Annotated in this window: 16 protein-coding genes; 12 read left to right on the top strand and 4 right to left on the bottom strand. The window is 61.1% G+C overall.

The window, feature by feature from the left end:
- Positions 1–64: 64 nt before the first annotated feature.
- Positions 65–2,512 carry a penicillin-binding protein 1A gene (locus tag D8U61_RS18000; RefSeq protein WP_125917439.1) on the bottom strand — a complete coding sequence of 816 codons (2,448 nt, stop codon included), beginning with the start codon at positions 2,510–2,512 and terminating at the stop codon, positions 65–67.
- A 216-nt stretch (positions 2,513–2,728) separates the two neighbouring features.
- On the opposite strand from D8U61_RS18000, the gene D8U61_RS17995 reads away from it, so the two are divergent.
- From D8U61_RS17995 to hemE, 11 genes are all read left to right on the top strand, one after another.
- Complete coding sequence (locus D8U61_RS17995) at positions 2,729–3,793, top strand: pilus assembly protein PilM (protein ID WP_024011266.1); 1,065 nt, start codon at positions 2,729–2,731, stop codon at positions 3,791–3,793.
- A complete protein-coding gene (locus tag D8U61_RS17990; protein WP_130927402.1) occupies positions 3,793–4,359 on the top strand; it encodes a PilN domain-containing protein in 567 nt (188 codons plus the stop codon). Before D8U61_RS17995 ends, D8U61_RS17990 begins: the two co-directional genes overlap by 1 nt.
- Positions 4,356–4,979 (top strand): type 4a pilus biogenesis protein PilO, encoded by a 624-nt coding sequence (pilO, locus tag D8U61_RS17985; protein WP_130887650.1) that lies wholly within the window; start codon positions 4,356–4,358, stop codon positions 4,977–4,979. The genes D8U61_RS17990 and pilO overlap by 4 nt, the downstream gene beginning before the upstream one ends.
- On the top strand, positions 4,976–5,500 hold the full coding sequence (locus D8U61_RS17980; RefSeq protein ID WP_071174144.1) for a pilus assembly protein PilP: 525 nt from the start codon (positions 4,976–4,978) through the stop codon (positions 5,498–5,500). Before pilO ends, D8U61_RS17980 begins: the two co-directional genes overlap by 4 nt.
- A gap of 13 nt (positions 5,501–5,513) precedes the next feature.
- Positions 5,514–7,592 (top strand): type IV pilus secretin PilQ, encoded by a 2,079-nt coding sequence (gene pilQ, locus D8U61_RS17975; RefSeq protein WP_130927401.1) that lies wholly within the window; start codon positions 5,514–5,516, stop codon positions 7,590–7,592.
- 4 nt (positions 7,593–7,596) lie between these two features.
- Entirely contained in the window at positions 7,597–8,115 is a 519-nt protein-coding gene (aroK, locus tag D8U61_RS17970) for a shikimate kinase AroK (protein WP_024011270.1), read from the top strand.
- A 152-nt stretch (positions 8,116–8,267) separates the two neighbouring features.
- Positions 8,268–9,368: a 3-dehydroquinate synthase gene (aroB, locus tag D8U61_RS17965; RefSeq protein WP_016772046.1), complete on the top strand. Its 1,101-nt coding sequence runs from the start codon at positions 8,268–8,270 to the stop codon at positions 9,366–9,368.
- Positions 9,369–9,378: 10 nt separating this feature from the next.
- The gene (locus tag D8U61_RS17960) at positions 9,379–10,965 is read left to right on the top strand and encodes an AAA family ATPase (protein WP_130902918.1); all 1,587 of its coding nucleotides are present in this window, start codon (positions 9,379–9,381) and stop codon (positions 10,963–10,965) included.
- A gap of 614 nt (positions 10,966–11,579) precedes the next feature.
- Positions 11,580–16,025, top strand: coding sequence for a glutamate synthase large subunit (gene gltB, locus D8U61_RS17945; RefSeq protein ID WP_130927400.1), 4,446 nt, complete (start codon positions 11,580–11,582; stop codon positions 16,023–16,025).
- 115 nt (positions 16,026–16,140) lie between these two features.
- Positions 16,141–17,559: an FAD-dependent oxidoreductase gene (locus D8U61_RS17940; RefSeq protein ID WP_039757038.1), complete on the top strand. Its 1,419-nt coding sequence runs from the start codon at positions 16,141–16,143 to the stop codon at positions 17,557–17,559.
- Positions 17,560–17,812: 253 nt separating this feature from the next.
- Positions 17,813–18,880: a uroporphyrinogen decarboxylase gene (gene hemE / locus D8U61_RS17935; protein WP_016772044.1), complete on the top strand. Its 1,068-nt coding sequence runs from the start codon at positions 17,813–17,815 to the stop codon at positions 18,878–18,880.
- Between the two features lie 177 nt (positions 18,881–19,057).
- On the opposite strand, the gene D8U61_RS17930 is transcribed toward hemE, so the two are convergent.
- Positions 19,058–20,332, bottom strand: coding sequence for an MFS transporter (locus tag D8U61_RS17930; RefSeq protein ID WP_130902915.1), 1,275 nt, complete (start codon positions 20,330–20,332; stop codon positions 19,058–19,060).
- A 118-nt stretch (positions 20,333–20,450) separates the two neighbouring features.
- Between D8U61_RS17930 and D8U61_RS17925 the strand changes: the two genes are divergently transcribed.
- The gene (locus D8U61_RS17925; RefSeq protein ID WP_125925754.1) at positions 20,451–21,353 is read left to right on the top strand and encodes a LysR family transcriptional regulator; all 903 of its coding nucleotides are present in this window, start codon (positions 20,451–20,453) and stop codon (positions 21,351–21,353) included.
- A gap of 103 nt (positions 21,354–21,456) precedes the next feature.
- Here D8U61_RS17925 and D8U61_RS17920 read toward each other — a convergent pair whose 3' ends face one another.
- Together D8U61_RS17920 and D8U61_RS17915 are read right to left on the bottom strand one after the other, a co-directional pair.
- The gene (locus tag D8U61_RS17920; protein ID WP_125925753.1) at positions 21,457–21,894 is read right to left on the bottom strand and encodes an excinuclease; all 438 of its coding nucleotides are present in this window, start codon (positions 21,892–21,894) and stop codon (positions 21,457–21,459) included.
- Positions 21,895–22,027: 133 nt separating this feature from the next.
- Positions 22,028–22,471, bottom strand: a complete 444-nt coding sequence (locus D8U61_RS17915; RefSeq protein WP_076565248.1) for an excinuclease — start codon at positions 22,469–22,471, stop codon at positions 22,028–22,030.
- Positions 22,472–22,485 lie beyond the last annotated feature (14 nt).

Raw genomic sequence — 22,485 nt, 5'->3', positions numbered from 1 at the left:
GATCTTCGGGCAATAAAAAGCCCCGCACTTCTCACGAAGGCGGGGCTTTTCAATGGCTGCCGGATCAGAACAAATCGATCGGCGCCTGTTCATCCGCCGGCAGCGGGCTGCCTGGTACGGCGCCGTTGCCCAGCTCGTTCACCGATGGCGGCGTGTCTTCGGCCTTGAACAGTTCGAAGTACGCACCCGGTGTGCTCGGTGTTGCTGCACGGCCGCTGACCGGATCCACCCGCAGGCTGAGCAGACCTTCCGGCTCAGGCTGCACATGCGGCGGCTTGTCTTTCAGCGCGGCCGACATGTAATTCATCCAGATCGGCAGCGCCACGGTGCCACCGAACTCACGGCGTCCGAGGCTTTCCGGCTGGTCGAAACCGGTCCACACCGTGGTTACGTAATCAGCGTTGTAACCGGAGAACCAGGCATCTTTCGATTCGTTGGTGGTACCGGTCTTGCCGGCGATGTCGCTGCGGCCCATGGCCAGTGCGCGCCGGCCGGTGCCGAGTTTGATTACGTCCTGCAGCATGCTGTTGAGGATGTAGGTGGTGCGTCCATCAACAATCCGCTCGGCCACGGCCGGCGCTTGCGGCACTGCCGGATTGGCCGACGCTTCACCGGCAACCGGAGCGGCATTGACCGTGAACGACTCGGTAGTCGGCGCAGCGATACCGTCGGTCGCCGCGCCACCCTGTGGCACGGTCGGCGGGTTGGCGACGAACAGCGTGTCGCCGTTACGGCTTTCGATCCTGTCGATGATGTACGGGGTGATCTTGTAGCCGCCGTTGGCAAAGGTGCTCCAGCCAGTGGCGATTTCCATCGGCGTCAGCGTTGCGGTGCCGAGTGCCAGCGACAGGTTCGGCGGCAGGTCCTGCTTGTTGAAGCCGAAGCGGGTGATGTAGTCGATGGTCTTGCCCACGCCCATGGCCTGCAACAGGCGGATCGACACCAGGTTGCGCGACTTGTACAGCGCTTCACGCAGGCGGATCGGGCCGAGGAAAGTGTTGGTGTCGTTCTTCGGCCGCCAGACCTTGTCCAGGTACTCGTCGACGAACACGATCGGCGCATCGTTGACCAGGCTGGCAGCGGTGTAGCCGTTATCCAGCGCGGCGCTGTAAACGAATGGCTTGAAGCTCGAACCCGGCTGACGCTTGGCCTGCATGGCGCGGTTGTAGTTGCTCTGCTCGAAAGCGAAGCCACCCACCAGCGAACGGATCGCGCCGTTCTGCGGATCCAGCGACACCAGTGCGCCCTGAGCCTGCGGAATCTGACTGAATTTCAGTGAATTGTCGGTCTGGCGCTGCACGCGGATCAGATCACCGACCTGCGCGACATCCGACGGCTGGCGCGGGTTGGCGCCCATGCTGTTGGTATTGAGGAACGGTCGCGCCCATTTCATCGTGTCCCAGGCAACGTGCTCTTCACCGGTGCGGGTCAGCACTTGCAGGCCGGTTTTGTCGACTTGGGTGACGATCGCAGGTTCGAGACTGCTGATGGTGCGCTGCTTGGTCAGTTCGCTGGCCCAGGCTTCGCGGGTCTTGCCCGGCAGGCGCGACTCGGGGCCACGGTAGCCGTGGCGCTGGTCGTAAGTCATCAAGCCTTCGTGCAGTGCGGTGTTGGCCATTTCCTGCAGATTGCTTGGCACCGTGGTGGTGACGCGGAAGCCTTCGGTGTAGGCCTCGCTGCCATAACGGCCGACCATTTCGGCGCGGGCCATTTCGGCGATGTACGGTGCGTTCACTTCCGGGGTCGGCACGTGGTAGCTGGCGTTCAGCGGCTCGTTGATCGCCGCGGTGTAGTCGGCTTCGCTGATCTTGCCCAGCTTGTACATGCGCCCGAGGATCCAGTCGCGGCGTTCTTTGCTGCGCGCCGGGTTGGCCAGCGGGTTGAAGCGCGACGGAGCCTTTGGCAGACCGGCGATCATCGCCATCTGCGCGAGGCTGATGTCACGGATCGATTTGCCGTAATACACCTGCGCCGCCGCCTCGATGCCGTAGGCGCGGTTACCCAGGTAGATCTTGTTGACGTACAGCTCAAGGATCTCGTCCTTGGTCAGCTGTCGTTCGATCTGCAGGGCCAGGAGAATTTCTGTGGTTTTGCGCGAAAAGCTGCGCTCGCTGGTGAGGAAGAAGTTCTTCGCCACCTGCATGGTGATGGTGCTGCCGCCGGACTGAATGTGCCCACTCTTGACCAATTGCGTTGCCGCACGCATCAGGCTGCTCGGGTCGACGCCATAGTGATTGGCAAAATTGTCGTCTTCAGCACTTAGTAACGCATTGATGAAATTGGGCGGAATGTCGGCGAAACGGATCGGCGTACGGCGCATTTCGCCAAATTCTGCGATCAACTTGTTATCGCTGCTGTAGACGCGCAGAGGAATCTGCAACTGAATGCTTCTCAGCGCCTCCACAGACGGCAAACCCGGACTAAGGTAAAGAAAGGCGCCGCTGAGACCTAAGAGCAGTCCGCAGAAAACGGCGACGATGGACCAACCGAAAAATTTCAGCAGACGAATCAAGGCTTTTGGACATCCAGGGCAAAGAATGAATTTGGCACGGGGCTGCGGTTACACACAGAGCCATCCGCGCGGGCAGTAAAAAGCGGAAAAAATCGCTGGGCATTATAAGCACTTTTCCGTCGGAGGCGTCATTGGCGCTTCTGTCAAGACGGGGGTGAAGGAACGCAATGCGTATTACAGAGTCCGTAACTCACGGAAAGTCATAGGGAATTGGTAGTGCTGGGACTCTTCAATAAAAAGACCAATGCGTTACTGGGGATCGACATCAGCTCCACGTCGGTGAAGCTGCTGGAACTGAGCCGTCAGGGCGAGCGCTACCGGGTCGAGGCCTACGCGGTGGAGCCGTTGCCGGCGAACGCTGTGGTCGAAAAGAACATCGCCGAACTCGAGGGCGTTGGCCAGGCACTGAGCCGCCTGCTGGTCAAGGCGCGTACCGGGGTCAAGAGCGTGGCGGTGGCAGTGGCGGGTTCGGCAGTGATCACCAAGGTCATCGAGATGGACGCCGGGCTGTCCGACGACGAACTGGAAAACCAGCTCAAGATCGAGGCCGACCAATACATTCCCTATCCGCTGGACGAAGTCGCCATCGACTTTGAAGTCCAGGGCGTCTCGCCGCGCAACCCGGAACGGGTCAACGTGCTGCTTGCCGCCTGTCGCAAGGAAAACGTCGAGGTGCGTGAAGCGGCGCTGGCGCTCGCCGGCCTGACCGCGCGGGTGGTGGATGTCGAGGCCTACGCGCTGGAGCGCTCGTTCGGCCTGCTGGCAACGCATCTGGCGGCCTCCCAGGAGCGCCTGACCGTGGCGGTGGTCGACATCGGCGCCACCATGACCACCCTCAGCGTCCTGCACAACGGCAAGATCATCTACACCCGCGAGCAATTGTTTGGCGGGCGCCAACTCACCGAAGAGATCCAGCGCCGCTACGGCCTCACGGTCGAACAGGCGGGCCTGGCGAAAAAGCAGGGCGGGCTGCCTGACGATTACGTCAGCGAGGTCCTGCAGCCATTTCGCGAGGCGCTGGTGCAGCAAGTCTCGCGCTCGCTGCAGTTCTTCTTCGCCTCCGGCCAGTACAACGCGGTCGACCATATCCTGCTGGCGGGCGGCACCGCTTCGGTGCCCGGCCTGGACCGTCTGATCGAACAGCGTCTGGACACGCCGACGCAGGTCGCCAACCCGTTCGCCGACATGGCTCTAGGCAGCAAGGTCAATGCTGGGGCGCTGGCCAGTGATGCGCCAGCCTTGATGATTGCCTGCGGGCTCGCGCTCAGGAGTTTCGACTGATGGCGCGGATCAACCTTCTCCCCTGGCGCGAGGAGCGCCGCGAAGAACGGCGCAAGCGCTTTCTGCTGGTCCTGATCGGCGTGCTGGCCGGCTCGATCGGCGCGGTGCTGATTGCCGACCAGATCATCACTGCGGCCATCGAGCGGCAAATGGCGCGCAACGATTACATCGGCAAACAGATTGCCGTGGTCGACGAACGCATCAAGCAGATCAGCGAGCTCAAGGCGCGCCGCCAGCAATTGGTCGAGCGCATGCGCATCATCCAGGACCTGCAGGGCAACCGGCAGATCAGCGGGCGGGTCTTCGACCAACTGGCGCGTACCCTGCCGGACGGCGTGTATTTCACCGATGTGAAAATGGCCGGCAAGACCCTGTCCATCAGTGGCGCGGCGGAGTCGAACAACCGGGTCTCCGAGCTGATGCGCAATCTCGACGCGTCCGACTGGTTCGACGCGCCGAGCCTGAATGCGGTCAAGGCCACCAGCGCCGATCAGGTCGAACAGGCCAACGTCTTCCAGCTGACCGTTCGTCAGACCCAGCCCAAGGTTGTGGAGGACGAGCAATGAACGCCTCCGAGTGGCTGCATAGCCTGCGCAACATCGATTTCAACGACCTCGACACCAGCAACATCGGCTCCTGGCCGCCGGCCGTGAAAACCCTGTGCGGTGCGCTGGTGATGGTGTTGATTCTCGCGCTTGGCTATTACTTCTTCATCAGCGACATGGAAAATCAGCTCGACCTCAAGCGCGAAGAAGAAATCACCCTCAAGGAACAATTCGCCAGCAAGGCGCGGCTGTCGGCGAACCTTGAGCTCTATACCCAGCAAATGAAGGAAATGGAAAACACCTTCGGCGTGCTGCTGCGGCAATTGCCCAGCGACACCGAAGTGCCGGGCCTGCTCGAAGACATCACCCGCACCGGTCTGGGCAGCGGCCTGGAATTCGAGGAAATCAAGCTGCTGCCGGAAGTGACCCAGCCGTTCTACATCGAACTGCCGATCCAGATCACCGTGACCGGCGCCTATCACGACCTCGCCACCTTCGTCAGCGGCGTCGCCGGCCTGCCACGAATTGTGACTCTGCACGATTTCGAACTGGCGCCGGCCAATCCCGAGGGCGGGACGAAGCTGCGCATGAGCATTCTTGCCAAGACGTACCGCTATAACGACAAGGGGCTGGAGAAATGACCCCGATTCGTTATCTCGTCCTGCCCATGGTGCTGGCGTTGAGCGGCTGCGGTGGCGGCGATGACTTCAGCGACCTCGACGCGTACCTCAACGAAGTGCGCCTGCGTCCGGCGGGCAAGATTGAACCAACGCCGACATTCCGGTCTTACCCCACATTCACTTACAGCGCCGCCAACCTGCGCAGCCCGTTTTCGCGGCAGGCGCGGGTCGATCTGGCCGGGCAGAAGCACGGCTCGCGCAACGTCAAACCCGACCCCAACCGGGTCAAGCAATATCTTGAAGGATTCAATATCGAGCAGTTCGAAATGGTCGGCACGATCGCCAATGCCTCGGGCTCGTTTGCGCTGTTGCGCGGCGCAGGCGGGGTGCATCGCCTGAAGGTCGGCGACTACCTGGGCCGCAACGACGGCCGCATCGTCGCCATCAGCCCTACCCAGGTCGATGTCGTCGAGATCGTGCCCGACGGCGCCGGCGCCTGGCTGGAGCGGCCGCGCACCATTCCTTTGAAAGAGCACTCATAGTGGAAGTCGAACAATGAACAGGATTTTCTCCACCCTCGGTTTTTCGCTATGGATAGCGCTGGTGTCACCGACGGTAATGGCGGCCAGTCTGAAAGCGCTGGATGTTGCCGCGCTGCCGGGTGACCGCGTCGAACTGAAGCTGTCGTTCGACGGCCCGCCACCACAGCCCAAGGGCTACACAACCGAGTCACCGGCACGCATTGCACTGGATCTGCCGGGCGTGACCAGCCAGGTGGCCAACAGGAATCTTGATCTGGGCAGCGGCAACGCGCGCGCGGCCACGGTGGCCGAAGCCAAGGATCGCACGCGGCTGATTGTCAGCCTGACGCAATTGGCGCCGTACAGCACGCGGGTCGAGGGCAATAATCTGTTCGTCGTGGTCGGTCAGGGCGCTTCCGCGACTGCGCCGCGCCCGGCTGGCGTTGCACCGCGTGCTGCCACGGCCGCTGCGGCACCTGCCAGACCAGCCGCGCAACGAAGCAGGGCGATTCGCGGCGTCGATTTCCAGCGCGGCACCGAGGGCGAGGGCAACGTAGTCATCGACCTCTCTGATCCGACCATCGCCCCGGATATCCAGGAGCACGATGGCAAGATCATCCTCAGCTTCGCCCGCACGCAATTGCCGGAAAAACTGCGCGTGCGCCTGGATGTCAAGGACTTCGCTACGCCGGTGCAGTTCGTCAACGCAGCGCTCACCGGCGATCGCACCGTGATCAGTGTCGAGCCCAGCGGCACCTTCGACTACTCAACGTTTCAGACCGACAACAAGCTCACCGTCAGCGTTCGGCCGATGAGCATCGACGACCTGCAAAAGCGCAACGCCGACCGTCAGGCCTATGTCGGCGACAAGCTGTCACTGAATTTTCAGGACATCGACGTGCGTTCGGTACTGCAACTGATCGCGGACTTCACCAATCTCAATCTGGTGGCGAGCGATACGGTGCAGGGCGGTATCACTTTGCGCCTGCAAAACGTGCCGTGGGATCAGGCACTGGATCTGGTGCTGAAAACCAAGGGACTGGACAAGCGCAAGATCGGCAACGTGCTGCTGGTCGCGCCGGCCGATGAAATTGCCGCTCGCGAGCGTCAGGAACTGGAATCGCAGAAGCAGATCGCCGAGCTGGCGCCCCTGCGTCGTGAGCTGCTGCAAGTCAATTACGCCAAGGCGGCGGACATCGCCAAGCTGTTCCAGTCCGTGACCAGTGCCGAGGCCAAGGTCGACGAGCGCGGTTCGATTACCGTCGATGAGCGAACCAACAACATCATTGCCTACCAGACCCAGGATCGCCTCGACGAACTCCGGCGGATCGTCGCGCAGCTGGATATTCCGGTACGCCAGGTGATGATCGAGGCGCGCATCGTTGAGGCCAACGTCGATTACGACAAGAGCCTGGGCGTGCGCTGGGGCGGTTCGGTGCAGAACAAGGGCAACTGGAACGCCTCCGGGGTCAACGGTTCGTCGAGCACTATCGGTACGCCGGGCAGCACCGGCACCAACTCGCCGTTCGTCGACATGGGCACGGTAAATAACACTTCGGGGATCGGCATCGCATTCATCACCGACAACGTGCTGCTGGATCTCGAACTGACGGCGATGGAAAAGACCGGCAACGGCGAAATCGTCTCGCAGCCGAAGGTGGTCACCTCGGACAAGGAAACCGCGAAGATCCTCAAAGGCACCGAGATTCCCTATCAGGAGGCCAGCTCCAGCGGCGCGACCTCGGTGTCGTTCAAAGAGGCCTCGCTGTCGCTGGAAGTTACTCCGCAGATCACCCCGGACAACCGCATCATCATGGAGGTCAAGGTCACCAAGGATGAGCCGGACTACCTGAACAAAGTGCAGGATGTGCCGCCAATCAAGAAAAACGAGGTCAACGCCAAAGTGCTGGTAAATGACGGCGAGACCATCGTAATCGGCGGTGTTTTTTCAAATACTCAAAGCAAGGTCGTAGATAAGGTGCCATTTCTTGGCGATGTGCCGTATCTTGGCCGCCTTTTCCGGCGTGATGTGGTTTCGGAGAAAAAATCCGAGCTGCTGGTATTTCTCACTCCGCGTATCATGAATAACCAGGCGATTGCTGTGAGTCGTTGATTCTGTGCGAAATTTGATACTTGTAGGACCGATGGGTGCTGGCAAAAGCACCATCGGCCGATTGCTGGCCAAAGAGCTGCGCCTGCCGTTCAAGGATTCCGACAAGGAAATTGAGCTGCGCACGGGTGCCAATATCCCATGGATCTTCGACAAGGAAGGCGAGCCCGGCTTTCGTGACCGTGAGCAGGCGATGATCGCCGAGCTGTGCGCGTTCGATGGCGTGGTGCTGGCGACCGGCGGCGGCGCAGTGATGCGTGATGCCAATCGCAAGGCCCTGCATGAAGGCGGGCGCGTGGTGTATCTGCACGCCTCCGTCGAGCAGCAGGTCGGCCGCACCTCCCGCGATCGCAATCGGCCGCTGCTGCGTACCGCCGATCCGGCGAAAACCCTGCGCGACCTGCTCGAGATCCGTGACCCGCTGTATCGGGAAATTGCCGATCTAGTGGTGGAAACCGACGAGCGGCCGCCACGCATGGTGGTGCTCGACATTCTCGACCGCCTCGCGCAGTTGCCGCCCCGTTAAAGCATCGTCCGAAATGCGCTATCCTCGGCGTCCTGTCAGCGTCCGCCGAGGGTGTGGCGGATGCCGGGCGAGCGGCGTCATACCGCTACAGGCCGCAGAACACCAATAATTTCAGGGCAGGATGCCTGCTTCCATCTTCACTGTGGGGACACATGCAGACACTCAAGGTCGATCTAGGCGAGCGCAGCTACCCGATTCATATTGGCGAAGGTCTGTTGGATCAGCCGGAACTGCTGGCGCCGCATATCCACGGGCGGCAGGTGGCAATCATCTCCAACGAAACCGTCGCGCCGCTCTATCTCGAACGTCTGACCCGCAGCCTTGCACAGTTCTCGGTGATCTCGGTGGTGTTGCCTGATGGCGAAGCCTTCAAGAACTGGGAAACCCTGCAACTGATTTTCGATGGTTTGCTGACCGCCCGTCATGACCGCCGCACCACCGTGATCGCCTTGGGCGGCGGGGTGATCGGCGACATGGCCGGGTTCGCGGCCGCCTGCTATCAGCGCGGTGTCGATTTCATCCAGATTCCTACCACGCTGTTGTCGCAGGTCGATTCGTCGGTCGGCGGCAAGACCGGCATCAACCATCCGCTGGGCAAGAACATGGTCGGCGCGTTCTATCAGCCGAACGTGGTGCTGATCGATACCGCATCGCTGAAAACCCTGCCGGAGCGCGAGTTGTCGGCGGGCCTGGCGGAAGTCATCAAGTACGGTCTGATCTGCGACGAACCGTTTCTGACCTGGCTGGAAGAAAACGTCGACGCCCTGCGCGCGCTGGATCAAACCGCGCTGACCTATGCGATCGAGCGTTCCTGCGCGGCCAAGGCTGCGGTGGTCGGTGCCGATGAGAAGGAAACCGGCGTACGCGCCACGCTCAATCTCGGCCACACCTTTGGCCACGCCATCGAAACCCACATGGGCTATGGTGTCTGGCTGCATGGCGAGGCGGTGGCGGCTGGTACCGTGATGGCGCTGGAAATGTCCGCGCGCCTGGGCTGGATCAGCGGGCAGGAGCGTGATCGCGGCATTCGTCTGTTCCAGCGAGCCGGCCTGCCGGTCATTCCGCCTGAAGAGATGAGCGAAGCCGATTTTCTCCAACACATGGCAATTGATAAAAAAGTGATCGACGGTCGTCTGCGCCTGGTGCTGCTGCGCCGGATGGGCGAAGCGGTAGTGACCGACGATTATCCGAAAGAGGTTCTACAGGCCACGCTGGGAGCGGATTACCGCGCCCTGGCTCAGCTTAAAGGTTAAAACGATTCCGATGACTAGTTTGCATGCCGACGAGGCGTTTCTCGGCCATTTCCAGTTAAGTCACGACCCGTTCGCGCCACGGGTGCCTGGCTTCAAATTCTTCCCGGCCCAGCGCAAACCGGTGCTGGGTCAACTGCATCATCTGGCGCGCTACAGCCAGTTGCTGCTGGTGGTCACCGGCCCGCAAGGCAGCGGCAAGACCCTGCTGCGGCAGGCGCTCGTTGCCAGTACCAACAAGCAATCGGTGCAAAGCGTGGTGGTTTCCGCCCGTGGCGCCGGTGATGCGGCCGGCGTGCTGCGCCAGGTGGCGCAGGCGCTGGATGTCGCTCAGGCCGAAGTCGGTGCGATTCTCGAGCAGGTGGTACAACTGGGTCTGACCGGGCAGGAAGTCTATCTGCTCGTGGACGATGCCGAGCAGCTCGACGAGTCCGCGCTGGAAGCGTTGATGGCGCTCGGCGCCGGCACGCCGGAAGGTCGTCCGCATGTGTTCCTGTTCGGCGAGTCGTCGCTGATCGCTCAGCTCGAGGCGTTGCAGCTCGAAGAAGAGCGTTTCCACGTCATCGAATTGCAGCCGTACACCGAAGAAGAGACCCGCGAATATCTCGACCAGCGGCTGGAAGGCGCGGGCCGGGGTGTCGAACTTTTCACCGCAGATCAGATCTCTGATATTCACGAAAGCTCCGAGGGCTGGCCGGGCAACATCAACCAGGTCGCTCGCGATGCACTGATCGAAGTCATGATTGCCAGCCGCTCCGCGGTCAAGCGTCCAAGTATGGGGTTCAACATGCCGAAGAAACACGTATTGGCGATTTCCGCCGTCGTTGTGGTCGCGGTTGCCGCCGCCTGGCTGATGCCGGGTCGCAGCAAGGCACCGACCACCGGTGCTCCGGCCAATGAACAGGCGCAACTGCCACTGGGTCAGGGTGCAGCGAATGGCGCCAACCCGTCCGTCGAATTCGCCGGCAACACCCAGCCGATGCCGCTGCCATTGGTCGGCAACTCGCAGCCGGTCATGCGTGGCCCGCTGGCAGAAGCCGCCGGTGGCATCACCGAAGGCGACGACGGCGTGCCGCTGGAAGGCTCCAGCGATACGCCGCCGACCGTAACCACCTCCGCGCCGCCTGCTGGCGTTCCGGCCGGTCCCGCGCCGACACCAGTTCCGACCCCTGCCGCCAAACCGGCACCAACCCCGGCACCGACGCAGGTCGCCACGGCCAAGCCTGCTCCGGCCGCCCCGGCGCCAGCTGCGAAACCGGCCCCGGCTCCGGCCAAGCCTGCCGACAAGCCAGTTACCGTGGCCAAGGCTGCCGGTGGCAGCTGGTACGCCGGTCAGCCGACCAGCAACTATGTCGTGCAGATCCTCGGCACCAGCTCGGAAACCGCTGCGCAGAACTTCGTCAAGGAGCAGGGCGGCGAGTACCGTTATTTCAAGAAAGTCCTCAATGGCAAGCCGCTTTACGTGATCACCTATGGCAACTTTGCCAATCGTGATGCGGCCGTTTCTGCCATCAAGGCCTTGCCAGCGAAGGTTCAGGCTGGTAAACCTTGGCCTCGCACTGTCGCCAGCGTCCAACAGGAACTGGCAACAACTCGCTGAAGATTCGGCGGCCTTACCCAGGCCGCCTCTCCAAGCACCTCAAAATTTCTACGAGTGCGCGCCGCCTCCAGGGACGGTTGGCGCTTGCTGACGACCGCGACGCCGCCCCATTTTTTGCTGGGCAAGGCGCGAGGAACGTAGTTTGGTTTTTCCAAATAAGTTCCGAGCAACGCTGCCCAGCGAAAAATGGGGCGCGTCCCTTCGGGTTGCGCGCCAACGTGTGCGAGGCTGCGTTGCGGGATTTGCCAAGGGAACAACCATTGGCAGCATCCCGCGCCTTGCCTCGCACACGTTGGCGTGCAACGCGGTTCGCCAGCAAGCACCAACCGTCCCTGCGGCCGCGTGCCTTGTGGTGTCTGCGTCATAGTAGTCTTTGAGTCGTTGCGGTCAAAATTAAAAAAGTTTTGACTAGCACAGCAGATCGCTTTAAACCTTTCACAAATGCGACATGAATTTGCGACAGTTCGTCGTCAAATTTGTGAGCCTCTGTGTCGCTGTGTACAATGACCACCCTTTTGCCCCCGCTAAGCCGGCGTACGTTCGGCGCGGAACGCAAGTGGTTGAATTGAAAAGAAATTTGCCTCGAGTAGAGGCAGCCTGGTGAGAAAGTGTCTATGAAAGCAGGTCTGTACCAACCAGATGAATTCAAGGATAACTGCGGTTTCGGCCTGATAGCTCATATGCAGGGCGAGCCCAGTCATACCCTTTTGCAAACGGCCATCGAGGCCCTGACCTGCATGACCCACCGCGGTGGGATTAATGCCGACGGCAAGACCGGTGACGGTTGCGGTCTGCTGATTCAAAAACCCGACGCCTTCCTGCGAGCCATTGCCCGGGAAAGCTTCGGCGTCGATATGCCCAAGCAATATGCCGTGGGCATGGTGTTCTTCAATCAGGATCCGGCCAAGGCCGAAGCCGCTCGCGAGAACATGAACCGCGAGATCCTCGCCGAAGGCCTGCAACTGATCGGCTGGCGCAAAGTGCCGATCGACACCAGCGTCCTCGGCCGCCTCGCCCTTGAACGCCTGCCGCAGATCGAGCAGGTCTACATCGGCGGCGAAGGCCTGAGCGATCAGGACATGGCCGTGAAGCTGTTCAGCGCCCGTCGCCGTTCGTCGGTGGCCAACGCCGCTGACAGCGACCACTACATCTGCAGCTTTTCGCACAAGACCATCATCTATAAAGGCCTGATGATGCCGGCCGACCTGGCCGCGTTCTATCCGGACCTGAGTGACGAACGCCTGCAAACCGCAATCTGCGTGTTCCACCAGCGCTTCTCTACCAACACCCTGCCGAAATGGCCGCTGGCGCAGCCGTTCCGCTTCCTCGCCCACAACGGCGAAATCAACACCATCACCGGTAACCGCAACTGGGCGCAGGCCCGTCGGACCAAGTTCAGCAATGATCTGATGGATCTGGAAGAACTCGGCCCGCTGGTCAACCGTGTTGGTTCCGACTCATCGAGCATGGACAACATGCTCGAACTGATGGTCACCGGTGGCATCGACCTGTTCCGTGGCGTGCGCATGATCATTCCGCCAGCGTGGCAGAACGTCGAAACCATGGACCCGGATCTGCGTGCGTTCTACGAGTACAACTCGATGCACATGGAGCCGTGGGACGGCCCGGCCGGCGTGGTGATGACCGATGGTCGCTACGCGGTGTGCCTGCTCGACCGTAACGGTCTGCGCCCGGCGCGCTGGGTCACCACCAAGAACGGTTTCATCACTCTCGCCTCGGAAATCGGCGTGTGGAACTACCAGCCTGAAGACGTGCTCGCCAAGGGTCGCGTCGGCCCTGGCCAGATCTTCGCTGTGGACACCGAGACCGGGCAGATCCTCGATACCGATGCGATCGACAACCGTCTGAAATCCCGTCATCCGTACAAGCAATGGCTGCGCAAGAATGCCCTGCGCATTCAGGCGACCATGGAAGACAACGACCACGGTTCGGCTTTCTACGACGTCGATCAGCTCAAGCAGTACATGAAGATGTATCAGGTCACGTTCGAGGAGCGTGATCAGGTGCTGCGTCCGCTCGGCGAGCAAGGTTACGAAGCCGTGGGTTCGATGGGCGACGACACGCCGATGGCTGTGCTGTCCCAGCGTGTACGCACGCCGTACGACTATTTCCGCCAGCAGTTCGCGCAGGTCACCAACCCGCCGATCGACCCGCTGCGTGAAGCGATCGTGATGTCGCTGGAAATCTGCCTCGGTGCCGAGCGCAACATTTTCCAGGAGTCGCCGGAACACGCCTCGCGCGTGATCCTCAGCTCGCCAGTGATCTCGCCGGCCAAGTGGCGCTCGCTGATGAATCTGGACCGTCCGGGTTTCGAACGGGCGATCATCGACCTCAACTACGACGAAAGCCTCGGCCTCGAAGCGGCGATCCGCAACGTTGCCGATCAGGCTGAAGAAGCCGTGCGTGCCGGGCGTACCCAGATCGTCCTGAGCGACCGCCATATCGCCCCGGGCAAGCTGCCGATCCACGCCTCGCTGGCGACCGGTGCCGTGCACCACCGCCTGACCGAGAAGGGCCTGCGTTGCGATTCCAACATCCTCGTTGAAACCGCGACCGCCCGTGACCCGCATCACTTCGCCGTGCTGATCGGTTTCGGCGCCTCGGCGGTGTATCCGTTCCTGGCCTACGAAGTATTGGGCGACCTGATCCGTACCGGTGAAGTGCTGGGCGACCTCTACGAGGTGTTCAAGAACTACCGCAAAGGCATCACCAAAGGTCTGCTGAAGATCCTGTCGAAGATGGGTATCTCGACCATCGCTTCGTACCGCGGTGCGCAGCTGTTCGAAGCCATCGGCCTGTCAGAAGAAGTCTGCGAGCTGAGCTTCCGTGGCGTACCGAGCCGTATCAAGGGTGCGCGTTTCGTCGACATCGAAGCCGAGCAGAAGGCCCTCGCCGTCGAAGCCTGGAGCCCGCGCAAGCCGATCCAGCAGGGCGGTCTGCTGAAGTTCGTCCACGGTGGCGAATATCACGCCTACAACCCGGACGTGGTCAACACTCTGCAAGCCGCTGTGCAGCAGGGCGACTACGCCAAGTTCAAGGAATACACCTCGCTGGTGGACAACCGTCCGGTGTCGATGATTCGCGACCTGTTCAAGGTCAAGACCCTCGACACGCCGCTGGACATCAGTGAAGTCGAGCCGCTGGAATCGGTGCTCAAGCGCTTCGACTCCGCCGGTATCTCGCTGGGCGCACTGTCGCCGGAAGCTCACGAAGCCTTGGCCGAAGCCATGAACCGCCTCGGCGCGCGTTCCAACTCCGGCGAAGGTGGTGAAGATCCGGCGCGTTACGGCACCATCAAGAGTTCGAAAATCAAGCAGGTCGCGACTGGCCGTTTCGGTGTAACCCCGGAATACCTGGTCAACGCCGAAGTGCTGCAGATCAAGGTCGCCCAAGGCGCCAAGCCGGGCGAGGGCGGGCAACTGCCGGGCGGCAAGGTCAACGGGCTGATCGCCAAGCTGCGTTACGCAGTGCCGGGCGTGACCCTGATTTCGCCACCGCCGCACCACGACATCTATTCGATCGAAGATTTGTCGCAGTTGATCTTTGACTTGAAGCAGGTCAACCCGCAGGCGCTGGTTTCGGTGAAGCTGGTAGCAGAAGCGGGCGTCGGCACCATCGCCGCCGGTGTGGCCAAGGCCTATGCCGACCTGATCACCATTTCCGGCTACGACGGTGGCACCGGTGCTTCGCCGCTGACCTCGATCAAGTACGCGGGCGCACCTTGGGAACTCGGCCTGGCTGAAACCCACCAGACCCTGCGCGGCAACGACCTGCGCGGCAAAGTCCGGGTGCAGACCGACGGTGGCCTGAAAACCGGTCTCGACGTGATCAAAGCCGCGATCCTTGGCGCCGAGAGCTTCGGCTTCGGTACCGCGCCGATGATCGCACTGGGCTGCAAATACCTGCGCATCTGCCATCTGAACAACTGCGCCACTGGCGTCGCGACGCAGAACGAGAAACTGCGCAAGGATCACTACATCGGCACCGTCGACATGGTGGTGAATTTCTTCACCTACGTCGCCGAAGAAACCCGTGAGTGGCTGGCCAAGCTTGGCGTGCGCTCCCTCGAAGAGCTGATCGGTCGCACTGATCTGCTGGAAATCCTCGAAGGCCAGACCGCCAAGCAACATCACCTGGACCTGACGCCGCTGCTGGGCAGCGATCACATCCCGGCGGACAAACCGCAGTTCTGCGGCGTTGAGCGCAACCCGCCGTTCGACAAAGGTCTGCTCGCGGAGAAGATGCTCGAGCTGGCCGCGTCGGCGATCAACGACCTCAGCGGTGCAGAGTTCGAGCTGGATATCTGCAACTGCGACCGTTCGATCGGCGCCCGGATCTCCGGCGAAATCGCGCGCAAGCACGGCAACCAGGGCATGGCCAAGGCGCCGATCACCTTCCGTTTCAAAGGCACGGCAGGGCAGAGCTTCGGTGTGTGGAACGCCGGCGGTCTGAACATGTACCTGGAAGGCGACGCCAACGACTACGTCGGCAAAGGCATGACCGGCGGCAAGCTGGTCATCGTGCCGCCGAAGGGCAGCGTTTATAAAACTCAGGAAAGCGCCATCATCGGCAACACCTGCCTGTACGGCGCCACTGGCGGCAAGTTGTTCGCCGCCGGCACCGCAGGCGAGCGTTTCGCCGTGCGTAACTCCGGTGCCCACACCGTCGTGGAAGGCACTGGCGATCACTGCTGCGAGTACATGACCGGTGGTTTCGTCTGCGTGCTGGGCAAAACCGGTTACAACTTCGGCTCTGGCATGACCGGTGGTTTCGCCTACGTGCTCGATCAGGACAACACCTTCGTTGACCGGGTCAATCACGAACTGGTGGAGATCCAGCGGATCAGCGGCGAGGCGATGGAAGCCTATCGCAGCCACCTGCAGAACGTGCTGAACGAGTACGTCGCCGAAACCGACAGCGAGTGGGGTCGTGAGCTCGCCGAGAACCTCGACGATTACTTGCGGCGTTTCTGGTTGGTCAAACCGAAGGCAGCGAGTCTGAAATCTCTGCTCTCCAGTACGCGGGCAAGCCCACAGTGAAGCAGCTGCAAGCTTCAAGCGACAAGCTAGAAGCTTGCGCGGTGAGGCGGATTAATTTGATTTTCTTGCAGCTTGAAGCTTGTAGCTTGAAGCTGTCGTGTACGAGGTTTTGAAGATGGCCGAACGTCTCAGTAACGACTTTCAATTCATCGATGTCGGGCGCAAGGATCCGAAGAAGAAACTGTTGCGTCAACGCAAGAAAGAGTTCGTTGAAATCTACGAACCGTTCAAACCCCAGCAGTCGGCCGATCAGGCCCACCGCTGCCTGGGTTGCGGCAACCCGTATTGCGAATGGAAGTGCCCGGTGCACAACTTCATTCCAAACTGGCTCAAATTGGTGGCCGAGGGCAACATCCTTCAGGCCGCCGAGCTGTCGCACCAGACCAACACCCTGCCGGAAGTCTGCGGCCGGGTGTGCCCGCAGGATCGTCTGTGCGAGGGTGCCTGCACCCTCAACGACGGCTTCGGCGCGGTGACCATCGGTTCGGTCGAGAAGTACATCACCGACACCGCGTTCGCCATGGGCTGGCGCCCGGACATGTCCAAGGTCAAGCCGACCGGCAAACGCGTGGCGATCATCGGCGCAGGCCCGGCGGGTCTTGGTTGTGCCGACGTGCTGGTGCGTGGCGGCGTGACCCCGGTGGTATTCGACAAGAACCCGGAAATCGGTGGCCTGCTGACCTTCGGCATCCCCGAGTTCAAGCTGGAAAAGACCGTGCTGAGCAATCGTCGCGAAGTCTTCACCGGCATGGGCATCGAGTTCCGTCTCAACACCGAAGTCGGCAAAGACGTGACCATGGAACAACTGCTCGCCGAGTACGATGCGGTGTTTATGGGCATGGGCACCTACACCTATATGAAGGGCGGCTTTGCCGGTGAGGACCTGCCAGGCGTTTACGACGCGCTGGATTTCCTGATCGCCAACGTCAATCGCAACCTGGGCTTTGAAAAGTCGCCGGAAGATTTCGTCGACATGAAAGGCAAGAAGGTTGTGGTGCTCGGAGGCGGCGACACGGCGATGGACTGCAATCGCACCTCGATCCGTCAGGGCGCCAAGTCGGTGACCTGCGCTTATCGTCGTGACGAAGCGAACATGCCCGGCTCGCGCAAAGAGGTGAAGAACGCCAAGGAAGAAGGCGTGAAATTCCTCTACAACCGCCAGCCGATCGCCATCGTCGGTGAAGACAAGGTTGAAGGCGTCAAAGTGGTCGAGACCCGTCTCGGCGAACCGGACGCCCGTGGCCGTCGTAGCCCCGAGCCGATCCCGGGTTCCGAAGAGATCATCCCGGCCGACGCCGTGGTCATCGCCTTCGGCTTCCGTCCGAGCCCGGCACCGTGGTTCGAACAGTTCGAGATCCAGACCGACAGCCAGGGCCGCGTTGTTGCGCCCGAGCAAGGTCAGTACAAGCACCAGACCAGCAACCCGAAAATCTTCGCCGGTGGCGACATGGTGCGCGGTTCCGACCTGGTGGTGACGGCGATCTTCGAAGGGCGCAATGCGGCTGAAGGGATCCTCGATTACCTGGGTGTCTAACCCCGGCGCCTGAGCCAAACGCAATACTCCTGTGGGAGCGAGCCTGCTCGCGAAAGCGGTCTGTCAGCCAACTTCAATGTTGGATGTGCCGGCCTCTTCGCGAGCAGGCTCGCTCCCACAGTTGTTTTAGGGTGTTGCGGAAAATCGTGTTCCAGCGCGACAAATTGACCCGATAGACAAAAGGCTGACCCACATCCGTGCCTTTTGGCTCGCGCTCTGAGAAAATGCCCGCACTTTTTTTCCGGATGCCGACATGACTGCCCTGAAGAACGACCGTTTCCTCCGCGCCCTGCTCAAGCAACCCGTTGACGTCACCCCTGTGTGGATGATGCGCCAGGCCGGTCGCTACCTGCCGGAGTACCGCGCCAGCCGCGCCCATGCCGGCGACTTCATGAGCCTGTGCATGAATCCGGAGTTCGCCTGCGAAGTCACCCTGCAACCGCTCGACCGCTACCCGCAACTGGACGCGGCGATCCTGTTTTCCGACATCCTCACCATTCCCGATGCCATGGGCCAGGGCCTGTACTTCGAGACCGGTGAAGGCCCGCGCTTCAAAAAAGTTGTCAGCACCCTGGCCGACATCGAAGCCCTGCCGATCCCGGATCCGCACAAAGACCTCGGCTACGTGATGGACGCGGTCAGCACCATCCGTCGCGAGCTGAACGGACGTGTGCCGCTGATCGGTTTCTCCGGCAGCCCGTGGACCCTCGCGACTTACATGGTCGAAGGCGGCTCGTCGAAAGACTTCCGCAAGACCAAGGCGATGCTTTACGACAACCCGCAAGCCATGCACCTGTTGCTCGACAAATTGGCGCAATCGGTGACTTCGTACCTCAACGGCCAGATCATGGCCGGTGCACAAGCGGTGCAGATCTTCGATACTTGGGGCGGCAACCTGTCGGCGGCGGCGTATCAGGAATTCTCCCTGGCCTACATGAAGAAAATCGTCAGCGGCCTTATCCGCGAGAACGACGGACGCAAAGTGCCAGTGATCCTCTTCACCAAGAACGGCGGCCTGTGGCTGGAAAGCATCGCCGAAGCCGGCGCCGACGCCCTTGGCCTGGACTGGACCTGCGACATCGGCAACGCCCGTGCCCGTGTCGGCGACAAGGTCGCGCTGCAAGGCAACATGGACCCGACCGTGCTCTACGCCAAACCGGAAGCGATCCGCACTGAAGTCGGGCGCATCCTCGCCAGCTACGGCAAGGGCAGCGGCCACGTGTTCAACCTTGGCCACGGCATCACGCCGGAAGTCGATCCGGAACATGCCGGCGCGTTCCTGCGTGCGGTGCATGAGCTGTCGGCGCAGTATCACGAGTGATCAGCGCCCAGTAAAAAACGCCCGGCCAAATGCCGGGCGTTTTCTTTTGCACGGTCTAATGTCGTACCCAAATCAACTGTGGGAGCGAGCCTGCTCGCGAAAGCGGTGTGTCATTCAACACTGATGTTGCCTCACACAGTGCATTCGCGAGCAGGCTCGCTCCCACAGGGATTTATCTCAGGCTTTGACACCCTGCAACGGCGGCAACTTCGCCAACTTCAACGCCACCAGCAGGGCAATCAGCAACAACGCACCAATGAACAGGCCGATGCCATTCCACCCACCCAGATGCCAGAACACCCCGCCCGCCGTCCCGGCAATGCTCGAACCGGCGTAATAACTGAACAGATACAGCGACGACGCCTGACCCTTAGCGGTCAACGCGCGCCGGCCGATCCAGCTGCTCGCCACCGAGTGCGCGGCGAAGAAGCCGAAGGTGAACACCAGCATGCCGACGATCACCAGCAACAACGAGGTGAACATGGTCAGTGCCAGTCCGGCGAACATCAGTGCAATGGTCGCCCAGAGCACTTTGCGTCGCCCCAGCTTGTCCGCCAAAGAACCGATTTTCGCCGAGCTGTAGATCCCCGACAGGTAGACCACCGAGAGCAACCCGACAAATACCTGATCGAGGTTGTACGGCGCCGCCAGCAAGCGGTAGCCGATGTAGTTGAACAGCGTGACAAACGCGCCCATCAGCACAAACGCTTCAAGAAACAGCAGCGGCAGGCCGGCGTCGCGAAAGTGCATGGTGAAGCCGTCGAGCAGGCTGCGCGGGTGCAGCGAGCGAGCGCGGAAGTTGCGCGACTCCGGGAGTATCTTCCAGAACACCGCCGCTGCGACCAGCGCCAGACCGCCGATCACCAGCATCGCCGTGTGCCAGCTGACGAAGTCGATCAGCACGCCAGTTATCAAGCGTCCGCTCATTCCGCCGATCGCGTTGCCGCCGATGTACAAACCCATCGCCAGGCCGATGTGTTGAGGATGGATTTCTTCGCTCAGATAGGTCATCGCCACCGCTGCCAGGCCGCTCAATGACAGGCCGATCAGCGCGCGCATGATCAATACGCCGTGCCAGCTCGGCATCATCGAACTGGCGATGGTGCACAACGCGGCAGCGAACAGCGCCGCGACCATCACTGGTTTACGGCCGATGCGGTCGGAAATCGGCCCGGTGATCAGCAGACCGAAGGCCAACATGCCGGTCGCCACCGAGAGGATCAGACTGCTCTGCGCCGCGTTGATCCCGTATTCGTGGGACAGCAGCGGCATCATCGGTTGCACGCAATAGAGCAGCGCGAACGTCGCAAAGCCGCCACAGAAAAGCGCCAGCACTGTGCGCATGAACGCCGGCGTACCTTTTTCGATGTAGATCTCCTGCAGCTCGGCGAGAGCATCGTCGTCGGCAGGGGGCGGGATTTCGTGGGCAAGGGGCGCGACAGCAGTTTTCACTTCAGACCTCGGAAAGCACAGCCGGGCAGGCAATGAAAAAATCATATAGCTGGCTAATGTTTCTATCCAATATATTGTTCGACCTGTTTGATAGCTTCAGCGACCTAATGGTAATCCTATGGAACTGCGTCATCTGCGTTACTTCATCGCCGTCGCCGAAGAACTGCATTTTGGCCGGGCCGCACAGGTGCTGGGCATCTCCCAGCCACCGCTGAGCCAGCAGATTCAGGCGCTGGAGCAACAGCTCGGCGCGCGATTGTTCGAGCGCACCAATCGTCGGGTCGAGTTGAGCGAGGCCGGTCGCCTGTTTTTGCAGGAGGCGCGGCTGGTGCTGGCACAAGTCGGCAAGGCAGCGGACGTCGCCCGCCGTGCGCAACTTGGCGAGCTGGGCGAGTTGAAGATTGGCTTCACCTCGTCTGCACCGTTCAACTCGACCATTCCGCAGGCGATTTTTTCCTTTCGTCAGCGCTTTCCGGCGGTGCATCTGAATCTGCGCGAAATGAGCAGCACCATGGTCGCCGATGCCTTGGTGGACGAGTCGATCGAGGTGGGCATCATGCGCCCGCTCGGATTGCCGGATTCACTGAGTGTTGTGGAGTTGATGCGCGAGCCATTGGTGGCGGTGCTCAGTTCCAAGCATCCGTTGGCCCAAGGCAGCGACGAAGGCCTGTTTCTCTCGGCGCTGGCGCTGGAACCGTTCGTGTTTTTTCCGCGCAGTTATGGCAGCGGGCTCTATGCACAACTGCTCAGTCTGGCCCGTGATGCCGGCTTCAGCCCGCACTTTGCCCAAGAGGCTGGCGAGGCGATGACCATCATCGGTCTGGTCGCAGCGGGCCTCGGTGTGTCAGTGCTGCCAGCGTCCTACCAACGCATGCGCATCGACGGCGTGGTCTACCGCCCGTTGCTCGATCCCGAAGCGATTTCGGCGGTGTGGCTGGTGCAGCGCAAAGATCAGAAATCACCGATGGCCAAGGCGTTTGTCGAACTGCTGACGCGCAAGGTTGAGCCTCTGACGGTGTGAAGGCCGCTGGCGCTTTCGCGAGCAGGCTCGCTCCCACAGGGAAACGCATTCCAAGGTGGGAGCGAGCCTGCTCGCGAAGGCGTCGGCCCAAACATCACAGATTTCAGGGCAACCGCACCAAATCCCCCTTCAACGCCACCCGCGTGACAAATATCCCCGCCCGGCACTCGTACGTATTCAAATCCTTGCGCACATGCTGGTCGTAGTAACTGACGATATTGACCACTGCATTCGCCCCGACCCGCTTGGCATCAGCCTGCAATTTGATCAGATTCGACTGCAACACCCATTCACACGAAGCCTGATCGCTCTTGTTGAAGCCGTTGGTTTTCAAATCACTGACCACCCCTCGGCGCAGCAACTGCTGAGTGCCCTGCGGCCCGTTGCCGATCAGGTAGAACTTCACACTGCCATCCAGCCGACCGGCGCGAATCGCGTCCGACAGCACGGTTTCGAAAGGCATGTACATGAGGTTGGTGGCATGGCTGGCACTGGGCAGTAGCGCGAAAAGCGCTGCGGCGATCAGGGCTTTCACTTGCATGGTCATCTCCTTTGACGGTGAAAGAGACTGCGAGGGCAGGTTACGGTGCTGCGACCTGCATCAGCGAGTGTAGATGCTGTTCAATCAGCGCAAAAAAAGGGCGCCAAACGGCGCCCTTTGTCGTTTCTGGCGTTTATTGAACCTTCGCCAGATCACCCTTCAACGCAACGCCCGCCATGATCGCGCCGGCGTGGCATTCGTAGGTTTGCGCGTCCTTGCGCTCGTTGCGCTTGTAGAAGCTGACGATGTTGGTCACGGCGTTGGCGCCGGCGTTTTTCGCGGCCTGGTGCAGGCTGATGATTGCCGATTGGGCAACCCATTCGCAGGCGACTTCGTCGGACTTGTTGAAGGCGTTGGTTTTCTTGTTGGTCACGGCGTCGGGGCTGACCACGGTGACTTTGCCCGCCGGGGTGTTGCCGGCCAGATAGAATTTCACGCTGCCATCGATCTTGCCCGAGCGGGTGGCTTCGGCGACGGCTTTGTCGAATGGCAGGTAGACCGCCGTGTCGCGGGCTTGGCTGATCGCTGGCAGGGCGCAGAGCAGCAGGGTGACAGCGGCGAGTTTGGTGAAGTGCATGTAGGTCTCCTTGA

This window comes from Pseudomonas sp. Sample_14, from assembly GCF_004307515.1.
In the GTDB taxonomy this organism is placed as follows: Bacteria; Pseudomonadota; Gammaproteobacteria; order Pseudomonadales; family Pseudomonadaceae; genus Aquipseudomonas; species Aquipseudomonas atacamensis.
This window is presented reverse-complemented; position numbering and strand designations above follow the sequence as displayed.

What these genes read in the sequence shown, in the direction of transcription:
- D8U61_RS17980 (WP_071174144.1), top strand. Translation starts at nt 4,976, where the DNA reads ATGACCCCGATTCGTTATCTCGTCCTGCCCATGGTGCTGGCGTTGAGC.
- aroB (WP_016772046.1), top strand. Translation starts at nt 8,268, where the DNA reads ATGCAGACACTCAAGGTCGATCTAGGCGAGCGCAGCTACCCGATTCAT.
- D8U61_RS17960 (WP_130902918.1), top strand. Translation starts at nt 9,379, where the DNA reads ATGACTAGTTTGCATGCCGACGAGGCGTTTCTCGGCCATTTCCAGTTA.
- pilQ (WP_130927401.1), top strand. Translation starts at nt 5,514, where the DNA reads ATGAACAGGATTTTCTCCACCCTCGGTTTTTCGCTATGGATAGCGCTG.
- D8U61_RS17990 (WP_130927402.1), top strand. Translation starts at nt 3,793, where the DNA reads ATGGCGCGGATCAACCTTCTCCCCTGGCGCGAGGAGCGCCGCGAAGAA.
- D8U61_RS17925 (WP_125925754.1), top strand. Translation starts at nt 20,451, where the DNA reads ATGGAACTGCGTCATCTGCGTTACTTCATCGCCGTCGCCGAAGAACTG.
- gltB (WP_130927400.1), top strand. Translation starts at nt 11,580, where the DNA reads ATGAAAGCAGGTCTGTACCAACCAGATGAATTCAAGGATAACTGCGGT.
- D8U61_RS17920 (WP_125925753.1), bottom strand. Translation starts at nt 21,894, where the DNA reads ATGCAAGTGAAAGCCCTGATCGCCGCAGCGCTTTTCGCGCTACTGCCC.
- hemE (WP_016772044.1), top strand. Translation starts at nt 17,813, where the DNA reads ATGACTGCCCTGAAGAACGACCGTTTCCTCCGCGCCCTGCTCAAGCAA.
- D8U61_RS17915 (WP_076565248.1), bottom strand. Translation starts at nt 22,471, where the DNA reads ATGCACTTCACCAAACTCGCCGCTGTCACCCTGCTGCTCTGCGCCCTG.
- pilO (WP_130887650.1), top strand. Translation starts at nt 4,356, where the DNA reads ATGAACGCCTCCGAGTGGCTGCATAGCCTGCGCAACATCGATTTCAAC.
- D8U61_RS17940 (WP_039757038.1), top strand. Translation starts at nt 16,141, where the DNA reads ATGGCCGAACGTCTCAGTAACGACTTTCAATTCATCGATGTCGGGCGC.